Here is a 20,875-nt window from a genome sequence, read left to right as displayed (position 1 = left end):
CCTATTCGAAAAGGTGAGAGAACCGTATGAGGCATCCGATGCGAGGATCCGGACGACTTCGCGTACTGACCGTCGGCGCGGCATGCGCAGTTTTCTCGGCTGCGTTGTCGGTGGCTCCGGCAATTGCCCAGCCGGCAGACCCTGTGGCCGAGAGCCAACAGCCGCTCCAGTCGGTGACCAGCGAAAACGGCTCGAAGATCACCCGTATCGAAAACTACGGCGAGCAGCAGCTGCTCGTCTACGTCTACTCCGCCTCGATGGACAAGGAGATCCTGCTCGACGTCTGGCGTCCCGCCGACACCAGCGAGCCGCGCCCGACGCTGTATCTCCTCAACGGAGCCGGTGGTGGCGAGGACAGCGCGACCTGGCGCTTCCGCACCGACGCGATCGAGTTCATGAAGGACAAGAACGTCAACGTCGTCTCCCCGGTCGGTGGCAAGTGGAGCTATTACACCGACTGGAAGGAAGAGGACCCGGTTCTCGGTGTCAACAAGTGGGAGACCTTCCTGACGAAGGAGATCCCGCCGCTGATCGACGCGGCGCTCGGTACGAACGGTATCAACGCGATCGCGGGTCTGTCGTCCTCGGGTACGTCGGTCCTGCAGCTGCCCATCGCTGCACCCGGCCTGTACCAGGGCGTCGCGGCGTACAGCGGCTGCGCCCAGACCTCCGACCCGATCGGGCAGCAGTTCGTCAAGCTCGTCGTCGAGACCTGGGGTGGCGGCGACACCCGCAACATGTGGGGTGAGTTGAACGATCCGGCCTGGGCCGAGAACGATCCCTACGTGCACGCCGAGGAGCTGCGCGGTCTCGATCTCTACATCTCCAACGGCACGGGCCTGCCGGGGCGCTACGACACCCTGAACGGTCCGGAGATCGACGGCCAGGTCGACGTGCTCGCCAACCAGATCGTGGTCGGCGGCGTCATCGAAGCGGCGACCAACTACTGCACGCACAACCTCCGTACCCGCCTCGACGAGCTGGACATCCCCGCCACCTACAACTTCCGCGACTCCGGCACCCATTCGTGGGGTTACTGGCAGGACGATCTGAAGGACTCGTGGCCGGTGCTGCAGAAGGCCCTCGGCCTCTGACCGTCCTCGTCGGTCGGTTCGTGTGACCGACCGGAAAGGCCCCTACCGCTTCCGGGCGGTAGGGGCCTTTCCGTGTCGACGAGCGAATCGCCGGGTGGCCGTGGCGACCGAGGTCGCCGACGCTATCCGTTCTCGGGTAGGTCGCACGGCACCGCGTGGGCCGCAGCGTATCCGGGGTCGAGCGCCGACTTCACGAGGTGGAGTGATTCGGGTCGTACGAGGATCGTGGAGTGGTCGGCGGGCGAAGCCGGGCAGCCGTCCTGAACCCACACGTTGTGGACCTCGGCGTCCGGTCCCGGGCGCAGGAACGAGCTCTCGGGCGGTGTGACGATCTGATCGTGGCGCGTCGCGATCGAGGTGTAGGTCACGCCGGGAAGCGTGTCGCCACCCTCGTTGAGATTGCTGAGCATGCGCGACCCGATCAGCTGCTGCTGCCCGGCCGCGCCGAGATTGCTCCCGCGGAACAGCAACTCGGCCACGGCATCGTTGCCGTTCGTCACGCCGAGCACCGCGAGCACCGTGTACAGCTGCTGCAGGCCGTTGAAGGTGGTGCCGTGATTCGTCGCGCCCAGCATGACGAGGTTCCGGACCCGGTTGCGGGAGGGATCCGTCGCGTCCGTCCCACCCTCGAACTTGAGGTACTGACGGGAGACGACGCCGCCCTGCGAGTGGCCGACCAGATCCACCTGTTCGGAGCCGGTGTGCTCGCGAACGGCATCGACGAACGTTCCGAGTTCCACGGCGGACCGTTCGATGTCCGAGACACCCCAGACCGTGCGCTCGGGATCGAAGTATCCCTGCGCAGCGCCGTAGTTCAACGCGTATACGCAGTAGCCGAGCCGTGCGAGTTCGGGAGCGACGTAGACCCATGTGGGGTACATGCCCGTCCCGGTGCCGTGCACGAGGACGACCGGCCGGGGATGGTCCGGCGACGGGACGCAACCGAGGTCGTTGGCTCCCTCGACCCCCTCGCCCATCGTGCTCAACAGGGTCGCGAGGGGGCTCCCCGGAGCGTCTGCCGAGGTGGGCAGGGGAACCGGATCGGGCACGGTGATGGTAGGCGCCGGCTCGGCCGGCGCGGCAGGGGCAGGATCGGCCGCCGATATCGCCGGGGTGGCGAACATCGACGACGCAAGGGCGAGGGCAGCAGTGGCTGTGGCTACGACGCTGCGACGCGCACGGATCATCGGTACTCCTCGACGAACATGGGGATCGTATGTTCGTGCTGGTTGGGGGATCGCCGAGTAGGTTAGCAGCCCGTCGGGGGACGTTCCGGGCAGCGGAAGATCAATTCTGTTCGGCCGAGCGCCGGTAACCGACGACGGCGGGGACCACGAAGACCGCCACCATCCCCACCGACCACGCGACCGTCTTCAGGAAGGGCTCGGCGACAGGCCCTCCCATCGCCAGCGCGCGCATCGTGTCGATCGCGCAGGACATCGGCTGGTTCGCCACGATGGGTTGCAACCAGCTCGGATACGCCATGACCGGCACGAACCCCGAGTTGAAGAACATGAGCAGGGTGCACAGGATCGAGACGGTCTCGACCAGGGGTGTGCGCCCCGGCAGGGTCGCCAGGGCGGTCACCATCATCGCGAAGCCCAGACCGAAGATCAGTGGGACCACGAGGATGAGCAGGGTGGGACCGAGGCCCTGGGTGAACCGGAAGCCCAGCGCCATGCCGGCGGCGAAGATCACGAGAGAGGTGACGAACACGCGCACCATCTCGGCCGTCAACCGGCCCACGAGCCCCGCCGAACGATGAACGGGCAGCGTGTGGAATCGGCTCAGCAGGCCGGAATCACGTTCGGTGCGCAATCCCACCGCGCTGACCACCGAACCGAACATCGCGCCGACGAGCACGATCATGGGGACGGTGCCGAAGATCGACGAATATCCGGTCGCGGCAGTGATGCTGTCACCGAGCACGATACGGAACATCACGAGCGTCAGCGCCGGATAGACGAGCGCCTGGATCATCGTGGCGGGATCGCGGGCCCACCTCAGCAGCAGCCGTCCGCACTGGAGACGGCTGTGCTCCCACAGGGCACCGAGCGAACGCTCGCCGCGGATGCGATCCGGCTCCGGGTAGGCGAAGCCGTGGCCCGGCCCCCGCGACGTCTCGACGGTTCCGCTCATCGCCTCACGCCCGTCTCGTCGCGGCCCATACGGCCCCCGGAATGCAGATCACGGCCAGCCCGATCATCCAGAACAGACTCGGGCGGAAGACCTCCCAGGTCACCCCGTCCTGGGCCATGTCGCGCATCGCGAAGGAGAACTGGGAGATCGGCTGGTTGCGGACGAACGGCCTGATCCACTCGGGGAACCCTTCCTCGGGCACGAAACCGCACGACAGCATCCCGAGGATCAACTGCGGCAGGGTCAGCGCCTGCGCGGTCGCTTCGGGGCTCCGGGACAGACAGCCGATCGCATCGGCGCCCAGGCACAACAGCACGCTGATGATCAGTGCGGTCGCGCAGAACAACACCGCCTGCCCGAGCCCTGCGGAGAAACGGAAACCGATCAGATAACCGAATCCGATCGCGGCCGCCAGGGAGATGACCGATCGCACCGTGCTCGCCGTCATCCGCGACGCCAACGGCGCCGCGGCGGCGACGGGCATCGTCTGCAGGCGGGAGGTCACACCGGTCGTGCCCTCCTGCGCCGCCAGCTGCGCCGCGGAGATGGCGGTGAACGCCATCGACTGCAACACGATGATGGGCATGAGGAACTGCGCGTAGTCGATGCCCTGCAGCTGCATGACGAACTTGAGCGGCAGGTAGAAACCCAGGCCGAAGACGAACGGTGCCAGGACCGCGAGGACCAGCTCGCCGTATCTGGCCATCGTGCGCAGCGAACGGACCGTCAGCACCCACCACTGGTCGAGCGAGGACGGGGTGATCCGGCGGTGCGCGCCGCCCCGGCGTGACGGAGGAGCGAACGAGGAGGACTCCGGTGAGCTTGCCACCGTCACCTCGTCGGTGCGGGCGGTCACGGTCGTTCCCCTGCCGGGGCAGGTCCCGCTCGCTCGGACGGAGGCGCAGCGGTTCCCTGGGCGAGCGCGGTCGGGTCGGTGTCGGACGCTTCCGGATCACAGCCGTCCGGGGTGGACGCTCCCGGAGCGTGACCGTCCGGAGTGGACGCCGAGTGCCCGGTGAGCCGGAGGAAGACGTCGTCGAGGGAGGGCCGCCGCAGGCCGATGTCGGCGAGCTCGACACCCAGGGGTTCGATACGCCGCAGCACCTCGGTGAGGGTCGCGGCGCCGCCGGGCGCCGGAACGGACACCCGATCCGTCTCGGGGACCGTGCCCTTCCTCGGATCCCGCGGGAGGAGACCGTCGAGTGCCCGGAGGAGCTCGGGTATCGCGCGCGGGTCGACCGGGACGATCTCGCAATGGGTGCCGCCTGCGGACGACTTCAACTGGTTCGCGGTGCCCTCCGCGATCACCGTCCCCTTGTCGATGACGATGATGTTGTCGCTCAGCACATCCGCTTCTTCGAGGTACTGCGTCGTCAGCAACACCGTGATGCCCTGCTCCTTGAGTGCCGCCACCAGCGACCACACACCCTGCCGGCTACGCGGGTCGAGTCCGGTGGTGGGCTCGTCGAGGAAGACCACCTTGGGGCGGACCACGAGGCCGCACGCGATGTCGACCCGTCGGCGCATGCCGCCGGAATAGCCCTTCACGGGGCGGCGACCGGCGTCGACGAGATCGAACTCCTCGAGCAGTTCGTCGGCCCGTCGCGTGGCGGACTTCTTGTCGAGCCCCATCAGGCGACCGAACAGGATCAGATTCTCGCGACCGGTGAGGGTGTCGTCGAGCGCGGCGAACTGACCGGTCATCATGATCGAACGCCGGACCGCAGCGGCCTCGGTCACCACGTCGTGCCCGGCGACCACGGCGCGACCCGAGGTGGGCCGCAGGAGGGTCGACAGCACTTTGACCATCGTGGTCTTGCCGGCACCGTTGGGGCCGAGAATGCCGAGGACGCGGCCCGGCGGTGCGGAAAAACTGATCCCGTCGAGCGCGTGGACCTCGCCGAAGGACTTGTGGACGTCCTCTACGAGAACTGCCTGGTCGTGATCGCTCACATCACACCCCGCCGTAGATCTCGGTCCCTGTCGGGGACGGGTCGGTCCGTCACCGTCGGAATCGTACCGGGACGCACGGTTCCGGGAGGTGCGGACGGACACGCTCGTCCGCGTCCGCAGGTCAGGACTGGACGCCGAGATCGTCGCGATGATCGACGAGGCGGCGGGCCCGTCGGTGAGGTGCGCGCGCCCGGCGGCTTCGACGTCGTCGCGGCGCAGTGCCTGCAGCAGCCGCTCGTGGGACGCGACCGCCTCCGTTCCCCGACCGCGATCGCGCAGGCCCCTCCCGACCCCGGTCCCGTCCCGGCGGATACGATGGAGCGGCTGCGCCGGTACGGACACTGCCGAGGAACCCATCGGCCAGGCTCGATCGCGCAGACCCGACCGCGCGGCGTGCCCTGTGGAGGCGCACATCACGCACCGTCGTGAGTTGAACTCTCGGCCGTGCTCCTGCATACTGGTCGGGTTGCCTTGACCGGGCCATGGATGTTTCGCGGCTCGGATCGGGAAAGACGTGACAGTCGCGGATCGAGCCTCACGGCCTGGTCGCGGCCACATGCAAGACGGAAGCAGTACCCCTGTGTGCTCCTGCGAGCACAGCCGGTTCCGTTCCTTGCGGTGTCGAAGCCTACGAGTCTCGACGCCGGGGAATGAGCGGCGGGCCGACACGCCCGACCGCGTGGGCCGGAGAACAATGACAGATGAACAGCGGCAAGCGGATCGGATACGTCCGGCTCGCACTGTGTTTCGAGTGCTGTTCTCGGTCGCCGTTCCTCGGGGAACTGTGCAGACGAGGTGATTTCCCGGCTCCGCCGGGGATCACGAAACGCGGCAAGAAAAGGACACTAAGCGTGGCGGGACAGAAGATCCGCATCAGGCTCAAGGCCTATGACCACGAGGCGATCGACGCATCTGCGCGCAAGATCGTCGAGACGGTGACCCGTACGGGTGCCCGCGTGGTCGGCCCGGTGCCGTTGCCCACTGAAAAGAACGTGTACTGCGTCATCCGCTCGCCGCACAAGTACAAGGACTCGCGCGAGCACTTCGAGATGCGGACGCACAAGCGGCTCATCGACATCCTCGACCCGACGCCGAAGACCGTCGACGCGCTCATGCGCATCGATCTCCCGGCAAGCGTCGACGTCAACATTCAGTGACATTCGATTACAGCGAGCTTGTGAAAGACGCAGCGGAGACAACACATGACTAACCAGATCAAGGGAATCCTGGGCACCAAGCTCGGCATGACCCAGGTCTTCGACGAGAACAACCGGGTCGTCCCGGTGACCGTCGTCAAGGCCGGACCGAACGTGGTCACGCAGATCCGTACCGAGGAGCGCGACGGCTACAACGCCGTGCAGCTCGCCTACGGTGCCATCGCGCCGCGCAAGGTCAACAAGCCGGTTCGCGGCCAGTTCGACAAGGCCGGCGTCACGCCGCGCCGTCACCTGGTCGAGCTCCGGGTCGAGGACGCCTCCGAGTACGAGGTCGGCCAGGAACTCACCGCGGAGGTCTTCGAGGACGGCGCCTACGTCGACGTCACCGGAACTTCCAAGGGCAAGGGCTTCGCCGGCACCATGAAGCGTCACGGCTTCGCCGGCCAGGGCGCGTCGCACGGTACGCAGGCCGTGCACCGCCGTCCGGGTTCCATCGGTGGCTGCGCCACCCCGGGCCGCGTGTTCAAGGGCACGCGCATGTCCGGCCGTATGGGCTCCGACCGCATCACGACGCAGAACCTCTCGGTCCACAAGGTGGACGCCGAGAACGGGCTGCTGCTGATCAAGGGCGCGATCCCGGGTCGCAAGGGCGGCCTCGTGATCGTCAAGACCGCAGTGAAGGGTGGTGCACGGGCATGACCAGCACCGAGACCGCAACCAAGCTGACCTTGGACGTCAAGGCCCCCGGTGGCCAGACCTCCGGCTCCGTCGATCTCCCCGCCGAGATCTTCGACGCTCCCGCGAACATCGCGCTGCTGCACCAGGTCGTCACCGCGCAGCTCGCCGCGGCTCGTCAGGGAACGCACTCCACCAAGACCCGCGGCGACGTCCGCGGTGGTGGCAAGAAGCCGTACCGCCAGAAGGGCACCGGCCGCGCACGTCAGGGCTCGACCCGTGCGCCGCAGTTCGCCGGCGGTGGCGTCGTCCACGGCCCGCAGCCGCGCGACTACAGCCAGCGCACCCCCAAGAAGATGAAGGCCGCCGCTCTGCGCGGTGCCCTCTCCGACCGGGCGCGCAACGAGCGCATCCACGTGATCACCGAGCTCGTCGCGGGCCAGACCCCGTCGACCAAGGGTGCCCGCACCTTCCTCGCTGAGCTGTCGGATCGCAAGAACCTGCTGCTCGTCGTCGGTCGCCAGGACATCGCGGCGTGGAAGTCCGCGCAGAACCTGCCGAACGTCCACGTGCTCGCGCCGGATCAGCTGAACACCTACGACGTGCTCTACAGCGATGACGTCGTGTTCAGCGTCGAGGCGCTCAACACGTTCATCCACGGGCCGGCCGAGTCCGGCCAGGAAGTGAAGGAGGAGAGCAAGTGAGCACGATCGCCGATCCTCGCGACATCCTGCTGGCTCCCGTCGTCTCCGAGAAGTCCTACGGGCTGATGGAAGAGGGCACCTACACCTTCCTGGTGCACCCGGACTCGAACAAGACGCAGATCAAGATTGCCGTCGAGAAGGTCTTCGGCGTCAAGGTGAGCAGCGTCAACACCGCCAACCGTCAGGGCAAGCGCAAGCGGACCCGTTTCGGTTACGGCAAGCGCAAGGACACCAAGCGCGCGCTCGTGACCCTCGCGGCCGACAGCAAGCCCATCGAGATCTTCGGAGGCCCGGTCGCCTAGCGATCGGAACTCTCGAGAGATAGAGGACGAGAAGACTCATGGCAATCCGTAAGTACAAGCCGACTACGCCGGGCCGCCGTGGCGCCAGCGTGTCGGACTTCGCCGAGATCACTCGGTCGACGCCCGAGAAGTCGCTGATCCGCCCGCTGCACGGTCGCGGTGGACGTAACGCGCACGGCCGCATCACCACCCGTCACAAGGGTGGCGGACACAAGCGCGCCTACCGCCTGATCGATTTCCGTCGCAACGACAAGGACGGCGTGCCGGCCAAGGTCGCTCACATCGAGTACGACCCCAACCGCACCGCGCGCATCGCGCTGCTCCACTACGTGGACGGCGAGAAGCGCTACATCATCGCTCCCAAGGGACTCGTGCAGGGCGCCGCGATCGAGTCGGGCCCCAACGCCGACATCAAGCCGGGCAACAACCTGCCGCTGCGCAACATCCCGACGGGTACGACCATCCACGCGGTCGAGCTGCGTCCGGGTGGCGGCGCCAAGATGGCCCGTTCCGCCGGTGCGAGCATCCAGCTCCTCGGTAAGGAAGGCACCTACGCCACGCTGCGTATGCCCTCCGGTGAGATCCGTCGCGTCGACGTGCGCTGCCGCGCCACCGTCGGCGAGGTCGGCAACGCCGAGCAGTCGAACATCAACTGGGGCAAGGCCGGCCGTATGCGCTGGAAGGGCAAGCGCCCGACGGTCCGTGGTGTCGTGATGAACCCGGTCGACCACCCGCACGGTGGTGGCGAGGGCAAGACCTCGGGTGGTCGCCACCCGGTCAGCCCGTGGGGCAAGCCCGAGGGCCGCACCCGCAAGAACAAGGCGTCCGACAAGCTCATCGTCCGTCGTCGCCGTACCGGCAAGAAGCGCTAGTCAAGGAGGGAGTTAGAGAATGCCACGCAGCCTCAAGAAGGGCCCGTTCGTCGACGACCACCTCCTGGCGAAGGTGGACACGCAGAACGAGAAGGGCACCAAGCAGGTCATCAAGACCTGGTCGCGCCGTTCCACGATTCTGCCCGACTTCATCGGTCATACGTTCGCTGTCCACGATGGACGCAAGCACGTGCCGGTGTTCGTCTCGGAGTCCATGGTCGGTCACAAGCTCGGTGAGTTCGCGCCGACCCGTACGTTCAAGGGCCACATCAAGGACGACCGGAAGAGCAAGCGTCGATGAGCACTGAAACCACCACCAACAGCGCTCGGGCTGTTGCGCGCCACGTGCGCGTGACCCCGATGAAGGCGCGCCGCGTCGTCGACATCGTTCGCGGTAAGTCCGTCGAGGAGGCCCTGGCCATCCTCAAGTTCGCGCCGCAGGCCGCGGCCGAGCCGGTCGCCAAGGTGATCGCGTCGGCCGCTGCGAACGCGCAGAACAACTACAACCTCGACCCCAGCACGCTCGTCGTCGCGACGGCGTACGTGGACGAGGGCGCGACCCTGAAGCGGTTCCAGCCGCGTGCCCAGGGCCGTGCGTTCCGCATCCGCAAGCGGTCGAGCCACATCACCGTGATCGTGGAAAGCGTCGGGTCGGCTTCGACTCGTAACCGCCGGAAGGGAGCTCAGTAGTGGGCCAGAAGATCAACCCGCACGGCTTCCGTCTGGGCATCACCACCGACTGGAAGTCTCGTTGGTACGCCGACAAGCAGTACGCGGACTACGTCAAGGAAGATGTCGCGATCCGCAAGTTCCTGGCCTCCGGCCTCGAGCGCGCCGGCATCGCGAAGGTCGAGATCGAGCGCACCCGCGACCGTGTGCGTGTGGACATCCACACCGCTCGTCCGGGCATCGTCATCGGACGCCGCGGCGCCGAGGCCGATCGCATCCGCGCCGAGCTGGAGAAGCTGACCGGTAAGCAGGTCCAGCTGAACATCCTCGAGGTCAAGAACTCGGAGTCCGAGGCTCAGCTCGTGGCGCAGGGCGTCGCCGAGCAGCTCTCGAACCGTGTCGCCTTCCGTCGTGCGATGCGCAAGGCCATCCAGTCGGCCATGCGTCAGCCGAACGTCAAGGGCATCCGCGTGCAGTGCTCGGGCCGCCTCGGTGGCGCCGAGATGTCGCGTTCGGAGTTCTACCGCGAAGGTCGCGTCCCGCTGCACACGCTGCGCGCGGATATCGACTACGGCCTCTACGAGGCACGGACCACCTTCGGTCGTATCGGCGTGAAGGTCTGGATCTACAAGGGCGACATCGTCGGTGGCCGTCGTGAGCTCGCTGCTGCTGCAGCCGCTCCCGCCGACCGGCCGCGTCGTGAGCGTCCGAGCCGCCCGCGTCGTTCCGGCGCGTCGGGCACCACCGCGACGAGCACCGAGGCCGGCCGCGCCGCATCGAGCGACGCTCCTGCCTCGACCGAGAACAAGGAGGGCTGACGCAATGTTGATCCCCCGGCGGGTCAAACACCGCAAGCAGCACCATCCGAGCCGTACGGGTGCCGCCAAGGGCGGAACCCAGGTGGCCTTCGGTGACTACGGCATCCAGGCTCTCGAGCCGGCCTACATCACCAACCGGCAGATCGAGTCCGCTCGTATCGCCATGACCCGGCACATCAAGCGTGGCGGCAAGATCTGGATCAACATCTTCCCGGATCGTCCGCTCACGAAGAAGCCCGCCGAGACCCGCATGGGTTCCGGTAAGGGTTCGCCGGAGTGGTGGGTCGCGAACGTCAAGCCCGGTCGCGTGCTGTTCGAGATGAGCTACCCCAACGAGGAGATTGCGCGCGAGGCCCTGCGTCGTGCGATGCACAAGCTCCCCTGCAAGTGCCGCATCGTGACGAGGGAGGAGCAGTTCTGATGGCTACCGGTACCCCCGCCGCAGAACTCCGCGAGCTGAGCGACGAGGAGCTGACCGACAAGCTCCGCGAGGCCAAGGAAGAGCTGTTCAACCTCCGCTTCCAGATGGCCACCGGCCAGCTGGACAACAACCGTCGGCTTCGCGTCGTGCGCAACGAGATCGCCCGTATCTACACGGTGCTGCGCGAGCGCGAGCTCGGACTGGCCACCGGCCCGAATGCGGGTGACGTGGCATGAGTGAGGAAAAGGCAGTGAGCAACCAGGAACAGCGCGCGAGCCGTAAGGTCCGCATCGGCTACGTCGTCTCCGACAAGATGGAGAAGACCATCGTCGTCGAGCTCGAGGACCGCGTGAAGCACCCGCTGTACGGCAAGATCATCCGCCGTACCACCAAGGTGAAGGCGCACGACGAGAACGGTCTGGCCGGCATCGGCGACCGCGTTCAGCTGATGGAGACCCGTCCGCTGTCCGCGTCGAAGCGCTGGCGTCTGGTCGAGGTGCTCGAGAAGGCCAAGTAGGCCTCCTCGTCCTCGACGGAACGAGATCATGCAGCACCCCACCGCCCGCATCACGGGTGGTGGGGTGCTGTGCGTCCGGTAGGCACCGCCGCTCGCGACACGCCCGGTTCCGGGGTGGGGAGGGGCATCACAATTCGCGAATTTGCCCTGCGTACGGTATATGGCCTACTCTGGACGGGTTGCTTACAGGACCCGTGTGTGATTCGCACGTGCGTCGTGTGCAGCCGACGACCGCGTACGTCCAGGTCGGAAATCTGACGTACACACCAATCCAGGTCAAGGAGAAGTAAGTGATCCAGCAGGAGTCGCGACTGCGTGTCGCCGACAACACGGGTGCCAAGGAGATCCTCTGCATCCGCGTTCTCGGTGGCTCGTCCCGTCGCTACGCCGGAATCGGTGACGTCATCGTCGCCACCGTCAAGGACGCGATCCCCGGCGGCAACGTCAAGCGCGGCGACGTCGTCAAGGCCGTGATCGTGCGCACCGCCAAGGAGCGCCGCCGGCCGGACGGCTCGTACATCAAGTTCGACGAGAACGCTGCCGTCATCATCAAGGGCGACAACGATCCTCGCGGCACCCGCATCTTCGGACCCGTCGGTCGCGAACTCCGCGACAAGCGGTTCATGAAGATCGTCTCGCTCGCTCCGGAGGTGCTGTGATGAAGGTGCACAAGGGTGACACCGTGCTCGTCATCTCGGGCAAGGACAAGGGCGCCAAGGGCAAGGTCATCGCGGCCTACCCGGCGACCGGCAAGGTCCTCGTCGAGGGCGTGAACCGTATCAAGAAGCACACCGCCGTCTCTGCGAACGAGCGTGGCGCCTCCTCCGGCGGCATCGTGACGCAGGAGGCCCCGATCCACGTTTCCAACGTTGCGGTCGTCGACTCGGACGGAAACCCCACTCGCGTGGGCTACCGCACCGACGAGGAAACCGGCAAGCGCGTTCGGATTTCCCGGAAGAACGGGAAGGACCTCTGACATGACTTCCACCGAGAACAAGACCCAGCCGCGCCTGAAGGCCCGCTACCGTGCCGAGATCAAGGACGCGCTGAACGCGGAGTTCGACTACGCGAACGTCATGCAGATCCCCGGCGTCGTGAAGGTCGTCGTCAACATGGGTGTCGGCGACGCCGCCCGCGACGCGAAGCTCATCAACGGAGCCGTCAACGACCTCGCGCTCATCACCGGTCAGAAGCCGGAGATCCGCAAGGCCCGCAAGTCCATCGCACAGTTCAAGCTGCGCGAGGGCATGCCGATCGGTGCGCGCGTCACGCTGCGCGGCGACCGCATGTGGGAGTTCCTGGACCGTCTCGTGTCCATCGCGCTTCCCCGTATCCGGGACTTCCGCGGCCTCAACGGCAACCAGTTCGACGGCAACGGCAACTACACGTTCGGCCTGAACGAGCAGTCGATGTTCCACGAGATCGACGTGGACAAGATCGACCGCCCGCGCGGCATGGACATCACTGTCGTGACCACCGCTACCAACAACGAAGAAGGCCGTGCCCTGCTCAAGCACCTCGGCTTCCCGTTCAAGGAGAACTGAGCCCATGGCTAAGAAGGCACTGGTCAACAAGGCCAACAAGAAGCCGAAGTTCGCGGTGCGCGCCTACACCCGCTGCCAGCGCTGCGGGCGCCCGCACTCGGTCTTCCGCAAGTTCGGACTCTGCCGCATCTGCCTTCGCGAGATGGCACACCGCGGAGAACTTCCGGGAGTTCACAAGAGCTCCTGGTGACGTGAGCGGTGGGCGGAGGACCGAGTAGTTCTCCGCCCACTGTCACGCTGTCATGGGTTCGTCGCCGATCCGTCGACGAATCCGCTATCGAAACCGAGTTTCGATGTAGGCCCACGGCCGGCATGTTCCGGCGTTGCATGGGAACCGCATCGAGAAAGGTGAACAGGTCAGCCATGACCATGACCGACCCCATCGCAGACTTCTTGACGCGTCTGCGTAACGCCAACACGGCGTACCACGACGAGGTCAAGCTCCCGTCCTCGAAGATCAAGGTGAACATCGCCGAGATCCTCAAGCGCGAGGGCTACATCTCCGACTACCGCACCGAGGACGCCGAGGTGGGCAAGACCCTCATCGTCGACCTCAAGTACGGACCTTCCCGTGAGCGCAGCCTTGCCGGCGTGCGCCGCGTGTCGAAGCCCGGCCTGCGCGTGTACGCGAAATCCACCAACCTGCCCAAGGTCCTGGGCGGCCTCGGCGTGGCGATCATCTCCACGTCCTCCGGCCTGCTCACCGATCGCCAGGCGGCCAAGCAGGGAGTGGGCGGGGAAGTCCTCGCCTACGTCTGGTAAAGGGAGGCCACCACAATGTCGCGAATCGGAAAACTCCCCGTTGCAGTTCCTTCGGGCGTCGAGATCACCATCGACGGCCAGGATGTTGCAGTCAAGGGCCCCAAGGGCAACCTGTCCCTGACGATCGCCGAGCCGATCGCCGTCGCCAAGGGCGAGGACGGGGCAATCAACGTCACGCGCCCGAACGACGAGCGTCGCAGCCGCGCGCTGCACGGCCTGTCGCGGACGCTCGTGCAGAACCTCATCGTCGGTGTGACCGAGGGTTACACCACCAAGATGGAGATCCACGGCGTCGGCTACCGCGTGGCCCTCAAGGGCAAGGACCTCGAGTTCTCGCTCGGCTACAGCCACCCCGTGCTGATCGAGGCGCCCGAGGGCATCACGTTCGCCGTCGAGAACCCCACGCGCTTCTCGATCTCGGGCATCGACAAGCAGAAGGTCGGCCAGATCGCGGCCAACATCCGCCGGCTGCGCAAGTCCGACCCCTACAAGGGCAAGGGCATCCGCTACGAGGGTGAACAGGTCCGTCGCAAGGTCGGAAAGACGGGTAAGTGATCATGAGCCAGACCGAGAACCAGAAGGCCAAGCGCATCCCGCGCGGCAAGGACGCCTCCACCACGCGTCGCCTTTCGAAGACGCGTCGTCACTTCCGCCTCCGCAAGAAGATCTCCGGCACCGCCGAGCGTCCCCGCCTCGTCGTCAACCGGTCGTCGCGTCACCTGCACGTGCAGCTGATCGACGATCTGACGGGCACCACCCTCGCCGCAGCGTCGTCCATCGAACCCGATGTGCGCGCTCTCGAGGGCGACAAGAAGGCTCGCGGCGCGAAGGTCGGTCAGCTGATCGCCGAGCGCGCGAAGGCTGCCGGCGTGGAAGCCGTGGTCTTCGACCGCGGTGGCCACACCTACAGCGGACGCATCGCGGCCCTCGCGGACGCGGCTCGCGAAAGCGGGTTGAAGTTCTGATGACCATTTTCTCGAACGGAAGGAACGCCTGATGCCGGGACGTCAGCGGCGTGACGGCGGCAACGGCCCCGCCGGACAGAACCCCAACAGCGGTGACAACCGCGGCGGTCGCGACCGCCGCGACCGCGACTCGCGTGGCGGCAACGCTGCCGAGAAGTCGAACTACATCGAGCGTGTCGTCTCGATCAACCGTGTGTCGAAGGTCGTCAAGGGCGGTCGTCGCTTCAGCTTCACCGCTCTGGTGATCGTGGGCGACGGCAACGGTCTGGTCGGCGTCGGCTACGGCAAGGCCAAGGAAGTTCCCGCGGCCATCCAGAAGGGTGTCGAGGAAGCTCGCAAGAACTTCTTCCGCGTCCCGCTCATCGGCGGAACCATCACCCACCCCGTTCAGGGAGAGGCTGCAGCCGGTGTCGTCCTGCTGCGTCCGGCTTCCCCCGGTACCGGTGTCATCGCCGGTGGCGCTGTGCGCGCGGTGCTGGAGTGCGCGGGTGTCCACGACATCCTGTCGAAGTCGCTCGGCTCCGACAACGCCATCAACGTGGTGCACGCGACGGTTGCGGCCCTCAAGGGTCTGCAGCGTCCCGAGGAAGTCGCGGCTCGCCGTGGCCTCACCCTCGAGGAAGTTGCCCCCGCCGGCATGCTGCGCGCACGTGCACAGGCTGCTGGGAGCGTGAAGTAATGGCAGAGCTGAAGATCACCCAGATCAAGAGCACCATCGGGGCCAAGTCGAATCAGCGCGACAGCCTCCGGACCCTCGGTCTGCGGAAGATCCGCCAGTCCGTCGTCCGCGAGGACAATGCGCAGAACCGTGGCCTCATCAACGTGGTGCGTCACCTCGTCACCGTTGAGGAGGTCTGAGAATGACCATCAAGCTGCATCACCTGCGCCCGGCTCCGGGTGCGAAGACGGACAAGACCCGCGTCGGACGCGGTGAGGGTTCGAAGGGCAAGACCGCCGGCCGCGGTACGAAGGGCACGAAGGCACGCAAGAACGTGTCGCCGGCCTTCGAGGGTGGCCAGATGCCCATCCACATGCGTCTGCCGAAGCTCAAGGGTTTCAAGAACGCATTCCGTACCGAGTACCAGATCGTCAACGTCGGGGACATCGCTCGCGTGTTCCCCGAGGGTGGACAGATCGGTGTCGCGGACCTCGTGGCGAAGGGTCTGGTTCGCAAGAACCAGCTCGTCAAGGTCCTCGGCGAGGGCGAGCTGACGGTGGCCGTGCAGGTCACCGCCCACAAGTTCTCCGCCTCCGCTCAGGAGAAGATCGCTGCCGCCGGTGGCAGCGCGACCGTCCAGGCCTGACCTGTACTTTCGCGTGTGAGTCACGGCTGTCGAACGGCCGCGGTGCAGATCCCTGCACCGCGGCCGTTCGCGCGTTCGCAGCGGTGACATAGGCTACCGGGCTACCCCTCTCCTCGGGGGCCACTGTTAGAGTTTCAGAGTTGTCTACCGTCCGACGGATCCTTCTCGATCCGTCGTCCCCGATCGGCCCGCCAGGAGGATCTTTGCTTTCCGCCTTCGTCTCGGCCCTCAGGACACCGGACCTGAGGCGGAAGATTCTCATCGCCCTCGGGCTCGTGGCGCTGTACCGCCTCGGCGCTACCGTGCCGTCCCCGGGCGTCGACTACGGCAACGTCCAGGCCTGTGTCGATCAGCTCGCCGGCAGCGAGCAGGCCGGTATCTACTCGCTGATCAACCTGTTCTCCGGCGGCGCGCTGTTGCAGCTGTCGGTCTTCGCGATCGGCATCATGCCGTTCATCACCGCGAGCATCATCGTGCAGCTGCTCACCGTGGTCATTCCACGCTTCGAGGAACTGCGCAAGGAAGGCCAGTCCGGCCAGGCCAAGATGACGCAGTACACGCGTTATCTCGCCGTCGCGCTCGCCGTTCTGCAAGCGACCGGCATCGTCGCCCTCGCCGCCCGAGGGCAGCTGCTGCAGGGCTGTTCGGAACCGATCCTCGCCGACGACAGCATCTTTGCGATGGTCGTCATCGTGCTGGTGATGACCGCGGGCGCCGCCGTCGTGATGTGGTTCGGTGAGCTCATCACCGAACGCGGGGTCGGCAACGGCATGTCGCTGCTGATCTTCTCGGGTATCGCGGCCGCGCTGCCGAGCGAGGGCCGCATGATCCTCGAATCCCGCGGTGGTCTCGTCTTCGCGATCGTCTGCGTCGTGGCCCTGGTCCTCATCACGGGTGTCGTGTTCATCGAGCAGGGACAGCGCCGGATCCCTGTCCAGTACGCCAAGCGCATGGTCGGCCGGCGCATGTACGGCGGGTCGTCGACCTACCTGCCGCTGAAGGTCAACCAGGCGGGCATCATCCCCGTCATCTTCGCGTCGTCGCTGCTGTACCTGCCGAATCTCGTCGCGCAGCTCACCGGTGCCACGACGAACCCCGATCCGAGCTGGTGGCAGCGGATCATCAACGAGTACCTGGTCAACCCGAACAACCCGGTCTATATCGCGATCTACTTCGCGCTGATCGTGTTCTTCGTCTTCTTCTACGTCGCCATCACCTTCAATCCGGAGGAACGAGCCGACGAGATGAAGAAGTACGGCGGGTTCATCCCGGGCATCCGGCCCGGGCGGCCGACCGCCGAATATCTCAGTTTCGTGCTCAACCGCATCACGGTTCCGGGCTCGATCTACCTCGGTCTCATCGCGACGCTGCCGAACTTCTTCCTGTCCGGCAGCCAGACGGCCTCGAGCATCTTCGGTGGCGCCGCGGTTCTCATTCTCGTCAGTGTCGCGCTGGACACTGTCAAGCAGATCGAAAGTCAATTGATGCAGCGCAACTACGAAGGGTTCCTCAAGTGAGACTTGTACTCCTCGGTCCTCCCGGTGCCGGCAAGGGCACGCAGGCCGCGATTCTGTCCGAGAAGCTCGGCGTCCCCGCCATCTCGACGGGCGATCTCTTCCGCGCGAACATCGGGCAGGGCACCCCGCTCGGCGTCGAGGCCAAGAAGTACATCGACGCTGGGGAGCTCGTCCCCGCCGAGATCACCAACAACATGGTGCGGGAGCGTCTGGCCGAGCCGGACGCCGCCAACGGCTTCCTCCTCGACGGTTTCCCGCGGAGCGTGGAGCAGGCCGAGGAACTCCGGAACATCTTGAAGGATCTCGGTGTCGAACTCGACGGCGTGCTGTCCTTCGTCGTCGACGAGGACGTGGTCGTCGAGCGCATGCTCGCCCGCGGTCGCGCCGACGACACCGAGGACGTGATCCGCAACCGCCTCCGGGTCTACCGTGAGGAGACGGCACCGCTTCTCGACTACTACACCGATTCGATCATCACGGTCGACGCGATCGGCGAGGTCGAGGAGATCAACGAGCGGGCTCTGTCCGCACTCGGAAAGTAGACGGGTAGTACGACATGGGTTTCGGGCGCAAGCGCTCAGTGGTTCCGTTCCGCACCTCGGGTGAACTCGACGCGATGGCGGCGGCCGGAGCCGTGGTCGGTTCCGCACTCGTCGCAGTGCGTGAGGCCGCCGAGCCGGGCGTGAGCACCCTCGAACTCGACCAGGTGGCGGAATCGGTCATCCGTGACGCGGGGGCCGTTCCGTCCTTCCTGGGCTACCACGGTTTCACCGGTTCGATCTGCTCGTCGGTCAACGAGGTCGTCGTCCACGGCATCCCGTCGACGTCGGTGGTCCTCGCGGAGGGCGATCTCGTCTCGATCGACTGCGGTGCGATCCTCGACGGCTGGCACGGCGACTCGGCGTGGACCTTCGGCATCGGCGAGCTGTCGCAGGCCGACATCGACCTCAGCGAGGCCACCCGCCTGTCGCTCGAGGCCGGCATCGCGGCGATGCTTCCGGGGAACCGTTTGACCGACGTCTCGCACGCGATCGAGCAGGGCACACACGCCGCGGAGAAGCTGCACGGCCGGTCGTACGGCATCGTCGACGGCTACGGCGGGCACGGTATCGGACGCGAGATGCACATGGATCCGTTCCTCCCCAACGAGGGCAAGCCCGGCAAGGGCCCGAAGCTCGTCGTCGGCTCGGTGCTCGCAGTCGAGCCGATGCTCACCCTCGGCACCTACGAGACCGAGGTCCTCGACGACGAGTGGACGGTCGTGACCGTCGACGGCAGCCGGGCCGCGCACTGGGAGCACACGGTCGCGGTGACCGAGGACGGCCCGCGGATCCTCACGCTCCGCCCCGAGTGACGAACCGGGTCACACCTCGACGAGGAGCGTGACGGGGCCGTCGTTGACGAGGCTCACTTCCATGTGTGCCCCGAACTTCCCCGTCTCGACGCTCGCGCCGAGATCGCGCAGGGCGTTCGCGAAGGCATCGACGAGAGGCTCGGCGACCGCACGTGGAGCGGCGGCCGACCAGGACGGGCGCCGGCTCTTCCTCGTGTCGGCCATGAGCGTGAACTGGCTGACCACGAGGATCGGAGCGTCGACGTCGGAAGCGGATCTCTCGTCCTCGAGGATGCGCATCGTCCACACCTTCCGGGCGAGCGTCGCGGCCTTCGCCTCGTCGTCGTCGTGCGTGACGCCGACGAGCACGAGAAGGCCGTGACTGCCGCCGGCCGGGATGATACGGGCCACCTCGACTCCGTCGACCGACACTGCCGCCGTGGTCACCCGTTGAATCAACGCCCGCACGCGACGTCCTCCTCGTAGTTGCAGGCACACGTGTGCCCGAGCTCATTTGTCCTGGACGGTCAACTTCCCGTACCATTGATCGGTGGTGCGCGCTGCGCTCCGATCGGTCCCGTGTCGATTTCCTGTCGAATGTCGGTTCGTGTCCGGTTCCGGAGTTGCCGAGCGTCACGGTAACGGATGCCGATGCAACCACAACGCCGAACAACGGATCGCGGAGGATATGGCTAAGAAAGACGGGGCAATCGAGGTCGAGGGCCGGGTAATCGAACCGCTGCCCAATGCGATGTTCCGCATCGAGCTGGAGAACGGGCACAAGGTTCTCGCCCACATCAGCGGAAAGATGCGTCAGCACTACATTCGTATCCTTCCCGAGGACCGCGTTGTCGTGGAGCTTTCTCCTTACGACCTCACGCGTGGACGCATCGTCTACCGCTACAAGTAACGAAGCTTCCCCGGCCACACGGTCGGGGGGAATCATGTCGCCGGGCCGGCTTCTGCCGTGTCCGGCGGCGCACATACAGGAGATCGGACTTACGTGAAGGTTCAGCCTAGCGTCAAGAAGATCTGCGAGAAGTGCAAGGTGATCCGCCGTAACGGGCGGGTCATGGTGATCTGCGAGAACCTGCGTCACAAGCAGCGTCAGGGCTAGATCCACCTTCGTCTCGAAGATCTGCTTGGCAACAAGCACGAAGACCTTCCAGCACCAGTCGCGTGGTTACGATCCTCGATCCGTCGAGGAGCTGCGCGATCAACCCCCGGTACGGAGGCCGGGGCCCCACTGTGTTCATGATCTACACAGTTCTTCGACGCAGGGGACGGGCTGGGAGCAGACCTCCGCACACCGAATAGGAATGCCACATGGCACGTCTCGCAGGTGTCGATCTTCCCCGCGAAAAGCGGATGGAGATCGCACTCACGTACATCTACGGCATCGGCCGTACCCGCTCCAAGGAGATCCTCGAGGCCACCGGCGTCAGCCCGGACCTGCGCAGCAAGGATCTGACGGACGAGGACCTCGCCAAGCTCCGCGAGTACATCGAGGAGAGCTACAAGGTCGAGGGCGACCTCCGTCGCGAGGTTCAGGCGGACATCCGCCGCAAGATCGAGATCGGCTGCTACCAGGGCCTGCGACACCGTCGTGGTCTGCCCGTGCGTGGACAGCGCACCAAGACCAACGCCCGCACCCGTAAGGGTCCGAAGCGCACCGTCGCAGGAAAGAAGAAGTAATGCCTCCCAAGTCACGCAGCACCGGTCCGAAGAAGACCCAGAAGGCACGGCGCAGGGACAAGAAGAACGTTCCGCACGGCGCCGCTCACATCAAGAGCACGTTCAACAACACCATCGTGTCCATCACGGACCCGCAGGGCAACGTGATCTCCTGGGCGTCCTCCGGCCACGTCGGCTTCAAGGGCTCGCGCAAGTCGACCCCGTTCGCCGCGCAGCTCGCCGCCGAGAACGCCGCCCGCAAGGCGCAGGAACACGGTGTCAAGAAGGTCGACGTCTTCGTCAAGGGCCCGGGTTCGGGTCGCGAGACGGCGATCCGTTCGCTCCAGGCCGCAGGCCTCGAGGTCGGCACCATCTCCGATGTCACCCCGCAGCCGCACAACGGTTGCCGTCCGCCCAAGCGGCGTCGCGTCTAACGGGAAAGGAAGGTAAAGAAT

34 protein-coding genes are annotated in these 20,875 nt (G+C 66.1%); 29 read left to right on the top strand and 5 right to left on the bottom strand.

Going from position 1 to position 20,875, the window contains the following annotated elements:
• Positions 1 to 38 precede the first annotated feature (38 nt).
• Positions 39 to 1,094: an alpha/beta hydrolase family protein gene (locus tag EQ874_RS08505; protein WP_037222322.1), complete on the top strand. Its 1,056-nt coding sequence runs from the start codon at positions 39 to 41 to the stop codon at positions 1,092 to 1,094.
• Positions 1,095 to 1,216: 122 nt separating this feature from the next.
• On the opposite strand, the gene EQ874_RS08500 is transcribed toward EQ874_RS08505, so the two are convergent.
• The 4 genes from EQ874_RS08500 to EQ874_RS08485 all read right to left on the bottom strand — a co-directional run bounded on the left by EQ874_RS08500 (position 1,217) and on the right by EQ874_RS08485 (position 5,186).
• Positions 1,217 to 2,281, bottom strand: coding sequence for an alpha/beta fold hydrolase (locus EQ874_RS08500; protein ID WP_129976490.1), 1,065 nt, complete (start codon positions 2,279 to 2,281; stop codon positions 1,217 to 1,219).
• Between the two features lie 100 nt (positions 2,282 to 2,381).
• Positions 2,382 to 3,233 carry an ABC transporter permease gene (locus EQ874_RS08495; protein WP_129976489.1) on the bottom strand — a complete coding sequence of 284 codons (852 nt, stop codon included), beginning with the start codon at positions 3,231 to 3,233 and terminating at the stop codon, positions 2,382 to 2,384.
• Positions 3,234 to 3,237: 4 nt separating this feature from the next.
• A complete protein-coding gene (locus EQ874_RS08490; RefSeq protein WP_242496696.1) occupies positions 3,238 to 4,068 on the bottom strand; it encodes an ABC transporter permease in 831 nt (276 codons plus the stop codon).
• Positions 4,069 to 4,085: 17 nt separating this feature from the next.
• The gene (locus tag EQ874_RS08485; RefSeq protein ID WP_064063875.1) at positions 4,086 to 5,186 is read right to left on the bottom strand and encodes a daunorubicin/doxorubicin resistance ABC transporter ATP-binding protein DrrA; all 1,101 of its coding nucleotides are present in this window, start codon (positions 5,184 to 5,186) and stop codon (positions 4,086 to 4,088) included.
• An 851-nt stretch (positions 5,187 to 6,037) separates the two neighbouring features.
• Between EQ874_RS08485 and rpsJ the strand changes: the two genes are divergently transcribed.
• The 24 genes from rpsJ (at position 6,038) to map (ending at position 18,767) form a co-directional block, all read left to right on the top strand.
• The gene (gene rpsJ, locus EQ874_RS08480) at positions 6,038 to 6,343 is read left to right on the top strand and encodes a 30S ribosomal protein S10 (protein WP_003938093.1); all 306 of its coding nucleotides are present in this window, start codon (positions 6,038 to 6,040) and stop codon (positions 6,341 to 6,343) included.
• Between the two features lie 45 nt (positions 6,344 to 6,388).
• Positions 6,389 to 7,042, top strand: coding sequence for a 50S ribosomal protein L3 (gene rplC / locus EQ874_RS08475; protein ID WP_064063811.1), 654 nt, complete (start codon positions 6,389 to 6,391; stop codon positions 7,040 to 7,042).
• Positions 7,039 to 7,722 carry a 50S ribosomal protein L4 gene (gene rplD, locus EQ874_RS08470; RefSeq protein ID WP_064063812.1) on the top strand — a complete coding sequence of 228 codons (684 nt, stop codon included), beginning with the start codon at positions 7,039 to 7,041 and terminating at the stop codon, positions 7,720 to 7,722. Before rplC ends, rplD begins: the two co-directional genes overlap by 4 nt.
• Positions 7,719 to 8,024, top strand: coding sequence for a 50S ribosomal protein L23 (rplW, locus tag EQ874_RS08465; RefSeq protein WP_016935026.1), 306 nt, complete (start codon positions 7,719 to 7,721; stop codon positions 8,022 to 8,024). The genes rplD and rplW overlap by 4 nt, the downstream gene beginning before the upstream one ends.
• Positions 8,025 to 8,062: 38 nt before the next feature.
• Complete coding sequence (gene rplB / locus EQ874_RS08460) at positions 8,063 to 8,896, top strand: 50S ribosomal protein L2 (protein ID WP_129976488.1); 834 nt, start codon at positions 8,063 to 8,065, stop codon at positions 8,894 to 8,896.
• Between the two features lie 19 nt (positions 8,897 to 8,915).
• Positions 8,916 to 9,197, top strand: a complete 282-nt coding sequence (gene rpsS / locus EQ874_RS08455; protein WP_003938088.1) for a 30S ribosomal protein S19 — start codon at positions 8,916 to 8,918, stop codon at positions 9,195 to 9,197.
• Positions 9,194 to 9,586, top strand: a complete 393-nt coding sequence (rplV, locus tag EQ874_RS08450; RefSeq protein ID WP_006554606.1) for a 50S ribosomal protein L22 — start codon at positions 9,194 to 9,196, stop codon at positions 9,584 to 9,586. The genes rpsS and rplV overlap by 4 nt, the downstream gene beginning before the upstream one ends.
• Entirely contained in the window at positions 9,586 to 10,383 is a 798-nt protein-coding gene (rpsC, locus tag EQ874_RS08445) for a 30S ribosomal protein S3 (protein ID WP_059382415.1), read from the top strand. Before rplV ends, rpsC begins: the two co-directional genes overlap by 1 nt.
• Positions 10,384 to 10,387: 4 nt before the next feature.
• Positions 10,388 to 10,804, top strand: a complete 417-nt coding sequence (rplP, locus tag EQ874_RS08440) for a 50S ribosomal protein L16 (RefSeq protein WP_006554604.1) — start codon at positions 10,388 to 10,390, stop codon at positions 10,802 to 10,804.
• A complete protein-coding gene (rpmC, locus tag EQ874_RS08435) occupies positions 10,804 to 11,040 on the top strand; it encodes a 50S ribosomal protein L29 (protein ID WP_006554603.1) in 237 nt (78 codons plus the stop codon). Before rplP ends, rpmC begins: the two co-directional genes overlap by 1 nt.
• On the top strand, positions 11,037 to 11,321 hold the full coding sequence (rpsQ, locus tag EQ874_RS08430) for a 30S ribosomal protein S17 (protein ID WP_024101619.1): 285 nt from the start codon (positions 11,037 to 11,039) through the stop codon (positions 11,319 to 11,321). The genes rpmC and rpsQ overlap by 4 nt, the downstream gene beginning before the upstream one ends.
• A gap of 290 nt (positions 11,322 to 11,611) precedes the next feature.
• Positions 11,612 to 11,980 carry a 50S ribosomal protein L14 gene (gene rplN / locus EQ874_RS08425; RefSeq protein WP_006554601.1) on the top strand — a complete coding sequence of 123 codons (369 nt, stop codon included), beginning with the start codon at positions 11,612 to 11,614 and terminating at the stop codon, positions 11,978 to 11,980.
• Positions 11,980 to 12,297: a 50S ribosomal protein L24 gene (rplX, locus tag EQ874_RS08420; protein ID WP_006554600.1), complete on the top strand. Its 318-nt coding sequence runs from the start codon at positions 11,980 to 11,982 to the stop codon at positions 12,295 to 12,297. Before rplN ends, rplX begins: the two co-directional genes overlap by 1 nt.
• Before the next feature lies 1 nt (position 12,298).
• Entirely contained in the window at positions 12,299 to 12,865 is a 567-nt protein-coding gene (gene rplE, locus EQ874_RS08415) for a 50S ribosomal protein L5 (RefSeq protein WP_006554599.1), read from the top strand.
• Between the two features lie 4 nt (positions 12,866 to 12,869).
• Positions 12,870 to 13,055 carry a type Z 30S ribosomal protein S14 gene (locus tag EQ874_RS08410; RefSeq protein WP_006554598.1) on the top strand — a complete coding sequence of 62 codons (186 nt, stop codon included), beginning with the start codon at positions 12,870 to 12,872 and terminating at the stop codon, positions 13,053 to 13,055.
• A gap of 173 nt (positions 13,056 to 13,228) precedes the next feature.
• On the top strand, positions 13,229 to 13,627 hold the full coding sequence (gene rpsH, locus EQ874_RS08405; RefSeq protein ID WP_006554597.1) for a 30S ribosomal protein S8: 399 nt from the start codon (positions 13,229 to 13,231) through the stop codon (positions 13,625 to 13,627).
• A 15-nt stretch (positions 13,628 to 13,642) separates the two neighbouring features.
• On the top strand, positions 13,643 to 14,182 hold the full coding sequence (gene rplF, locus EQ874_RS08400; protein ID WP_006554596.1) for a 50S ribosomal protein L6: 540 nt from the start codon (positions 13,643 to 13,645) through the stop codon (positions 14,180 to 14,182).
• 2 nt (positions 14,183 to 14,184) lie between these two features.
• The gene (gene rplR, locus EQ874_RS08395; protein ID WP_026002910.1) at positions 14,185 to 14,592 is read left to right on the top strand and encodes a 50S ribosomal protein L18; all 408 of its coding nucleotides are present in this window, start codon (positions 14,185 to 14,187) and stop codon (positions 14,590 to 14,592) included.
• A gap of 31 nt (positions 14,593 to 14,623) precedes the next feature.
• Positions 14,624 to 15,271 (top strand): 30S ribosomal protein S5, encoded by a 648-nt coding sequence (gene rpsE / locus EQ874_RS08390; protein ID WP_006554594.1) that lies wholly within the window; start codon positions 14,624 to 14,626, stop codon positions 15,269 to 15,271.
• Positions 15,271 to 15,450 (top strand): 50S ribosomal protein L30, encoded by a 180-nt coding sequence (gene rpmD, locus EQ874_RS08385; RefSeq protein ID WP_006554593.1) that lies wholly within the window; start codon positions 15,271 to 15,273, stop codon positions 15,448 to 15,450. The genes rpsE and rpmD overlap by 1 nt, the downstream gene beginning before the upstream one ends.
• A gap of 2 nt (positions 15,451 to 15,452) precedes the next feature.
• Positions 15,453 to 15,896 (top strand): 50S ribosomal protein L15, encoded by a 444-nt coding sequence (rplO, locus tag EQ874_RS08380; protein WP_016932433.1) that lies wholly within the window; start codon positions 15,453 to 15,455, stop codon positions 15,894 to 15,896.
• Between the two features lie 203 nt (positions 15,897 to 16,099).
• A complete protein-coding gene (gene secY, locus EQ874_RS08375) occupies positions 16,100 to 17,413 on the top strand; it encodes a preprotein translocase subunit SecY (RefSeq protein ID WP_016932432.1) in 1,314 nt (437 codons plus the stop codon).
• On the top strand, positions 17,410 to 17,955 hold the full coding sequence (locus EQ874_RS08370; RefSeq protein WP_016932431.1) for an adenylate kinase: 546 nt from the start codon (positions 17,410 to 17,412) through the stop codon (positions 17,953 to 17,955). The genes secY and EQ874_RS08370 overlap by 4 nt, the downstream gene beginning before the upstream one ends.
• A gap of 14 nt (positions 17,956 to 17,969) precedes the next feature.
• The gene (map, locus tag EQ874_RS08365) at positions 17,970 to 18,767 is read left to right on the top strand and encodes a type I methionyl aminopeptidase (RefSeq protein WP_129976487.1); all 798 of its coding nucleotides are present in this window, start codon (positions 17,970 to 17,972) and stop codon (positions 18,765 to 18,767) included.
• A 9-nt stretch (positions 18,768 to 18,776) separates the two neighbouring features.
• On the opposite strand, the gene dtd is transcribed toward map, so the two are convergent.
• A complete protein-coding gene (gene dtd / locus EQ874_RS08360; RefSeq protein ID WP_129976486.1) occupies positions 18,777 to 19,214 on the bottom strand; it encodes a D-aminoacyl-tRNA deacylase in 438 nt (145 codons plus the stop codon).
• Between the two features lie 220 nt (positions 19,215 to 19,434).
• Here dtd and infA point away from each other — a divergent pair, with 220 nt between their 5' ends.
• The 4 genes from infA to rpsK all read left to right on the top strand — a co-directional run bounded on the left by infA (position 19,435) and on the right by rpsK (position 20,854).
• The gene (gene infA / locus EQ874_RS08355; protein ID WP_006554587.1) at positions 19,435 to 19,656 is read left to right on the top strand and encodes a translation initiation factor IF-1; all 222 of its coding nucleotides are present in this window, start codon (positions 19,435 to 19,437) and stop codon (positions 19,654 to 19,656) included.
• 93 nt (positions 19,657 to 19,749) lie between these two features.
• Positions 19,750 to 19,863 (top strand): 50S ribosomal protein L36, encoded by a 114-nt coding sequence (rpmJ, locus tag EQ874_RS08350; protein ID WP_003938068.1) that lies wholly within the window; start codon positions 19,750 to 19,752, stop codon positions 19,861 to 19,863.
• A gap of 209 nt (positions 19,864 to 20,072) precedes the next feature.
• A complete protein-coding gene (gene rpsM / locus EQ874_RS08345) occupies positions 20,073 to 20,441 on the top strand; it encodes a 30S ribosomal protein S13 (protein WP_016932426.1) in 369 nt (122 codons plus the stop codon).
• The gene (gene rpsK, locus EQ874_RS08340) at positions 20,441 to 20,854 is read left to right on the top strand and encodes a 30S ribosomal protein S11 (protein WP_006554585.1); all 414 of its coding nucleotides are present in this window, start codon (positions 20,441 to 20,443) and stop codon (positions 20,852 to 20,854) included. Before rpsM ends, rpsK begins: the two co-directional genes overlap by 1 nt.
• Positions 20,855 to 20,875 lie beyond the last annotated feature (21 nt).

Origin of the sequence: Rhodococcus sp. Q1, assembly GCF_004153645.1 — a bacterium.
In the GTDB taxonomy this organism is placed as follows: domain Bacteria; phylum Actinomycetota; class Actinomycetes; order Mycobacteriales; family Mycobacteriaceae; genus Rhodococcus; species Rhodococcus gordoniae.
This window is presented reverse-complemented; position numbering and strand designations above follow the sequence as displayed.

What these genes read in the sequence shown, in the direction of transcription:
- rpsS (WP_003938088.1), top strand. Translation starts at nt 8,916, where the DNA reads ATGCCACGCAGCCTCAAGAAGGGCCCGTTCGTCGACGACCACCTCCTG.
- EQ874_RS08505 (WP_037222322.1), top strand. Translation starts at nt 39, where the DNA reads ATGCGAGGATCCGGACGACTTCGCGTACTGACCGTCGGCGCGGCATGC.
- rpsE (WP_006554594.1), top strand. Translation starts at nt 14,624, where the DNA reads ATGCCGGGACGTCAGCGGCGTGACGGCGGCAACGGCCCCGCCGGACAG.
- rpsK (WP_006554585.1), top strand. Translation starts at nt 20,441, where the DNA reads ATGCCTCCCAAGTCACGCAGCACCGGTCCGAAGAAGACCCAGAAGGCA.
- rpsM (WP_016932426.1), top strand. Translation starts at nt 20,073, where the DNA reads ATGGCACGTCTCGCAGGTGTCGATCTTCCCCGCGAAAAGCGGATGGAG.
- rplE (WP_006554599.1), top strand. Translation starts at nt 12,299, where the DNA reads ATGACTTCCACCGAGAACAAGACCCAGCCGCGCCTGAAGGCCCGCTAC.
- EQ874_RS08410 (WP_006554598.1), top strand. Translation starts at nt 12,870, where the DNA reads ATGGCTAAGAAGGCACTGGTCAACAAGGCCAACAAGAAGCCGAAGTTC.
- rpsQ (WP_024101619.1), top strand. Translation starts at nt 11,037, where the DNA reads ATGAGTGAGGAAAAGGCAGTGAGCAACCAGGAACAGCGCGCGAGCCGT.
- EQ874_RS08495 (WP_129976489.1), bottom strand. Translation starts at nt 3,233, where the DNA reads ATGAGCGGAACCGTCGAGACGTCGCGGGGGCCGGGCCACGGCTTCGCC.
- rplV (WP_006554606.1), top strand. Translation starts at nt 9,194, where the DNA reads ATGAGCACTGAAACCACCACCAACAGCGCTCGGGCTGTTGCGCGCCAC.
- rplP (WP_006554604.1), top strand. Translation starts at nt 10,388, where the DNA reads ATGTTGATCCCCCGGCGGGTCAAACACCGCAAGCAGCACCATCCGAGC.
- infA (WP_006554587.1), top strand. Translation starts at nt 19,435, where the DNA reads ATGGCTAAGAAAGACGGGGCAATCGAGGTCGAGGGCCGGGTAATCGAA.
- rpmD (WP_006554593.1), top strand. Translation starts at nt 15,271, where the DNA reads ATGGCAGAGCTGAAGATCACCCAGATCAAGAGCACCATCGGGGCCAAG.
- rplX (WP_006554600.1), top strand. Translation starts at nt 11,980, where the DNA reads ATGAAGGTGCACAAGGGTGACACCGTGCTCGTCATCTCGGGCAAGGAC.
- rplB (WP_129976488.1), top strand. Translation starts at nt 8,063, where the DNA reads ATGGCAATCCGTAAGTACAAGCCGACTACGCCGGGCCGCCGTGGCGCC.
- rplR (WP_026002910.1), top strand. Translation starts at nt 14,185, where the DNA reads ATGAGCCAGACCGAGAACCAGAAGGCCAAGCGCATCCCGCGCGGCAAG.
- rplO (WP_016932433.1), top strand. Translation starts at nt 15,453, where the DNA reads ATGACCATCAAGCTGCATCACCTGCGCCCGGCTCCGGGTGCGAAGACG.
- rplF (WP_006554596.1), top strand. Translation starts at nt 13,643, where the DNA reads ATGTCGCGAATCGGAAAACTCCCCGTTGCAGTTCCTTCGGGCGTCGAG.
- rpmC (WP_006554603.1), top strand. Translation starts at nt 10,804, where the DNA reads ATGGCTACCGGTACCCCCGCCGCAGAACTCCGCGAGCTGAGCGACGAG.
- rplD (WP_064063812.1), top strand. Translation starts at nt 7,039, where the DNA reads ATGACCAGCACCGAGACCGCAACCAAGCTGACCTTGGACGTCAAGGCC.
- EQ874_RS08500 (WP_129976490.1), bottom strand. Translation starts at nt 2,281, where the DNA reads ATGATCCGTGCGCGTCGCAGCGTCGTAGCCACAGCCACTGCTGCCCTC.
- map (WP_129976487.1), top strand. Translation starts at nt 17,970, where the DNA reads ATGGGTTTCGGGCGCAAGCGCTCAGTGGTTCCGTTCCGCACCTCGGGT.
- rpsH (WP_006554597.1), top strand. Translation starts at nt 13,229, where the DNA reads ATGACCATGACCGACCCCATCGCAGACTTCTTGACGCGTCTGCGTAAC.
- rplC (WP_064063811.1), top strand. Translation starts at nt 6,389, where the DNA reads ATGACTAACCAGATCAAGGGAATCCTGGGCACCAAGCTCGGCATGACC.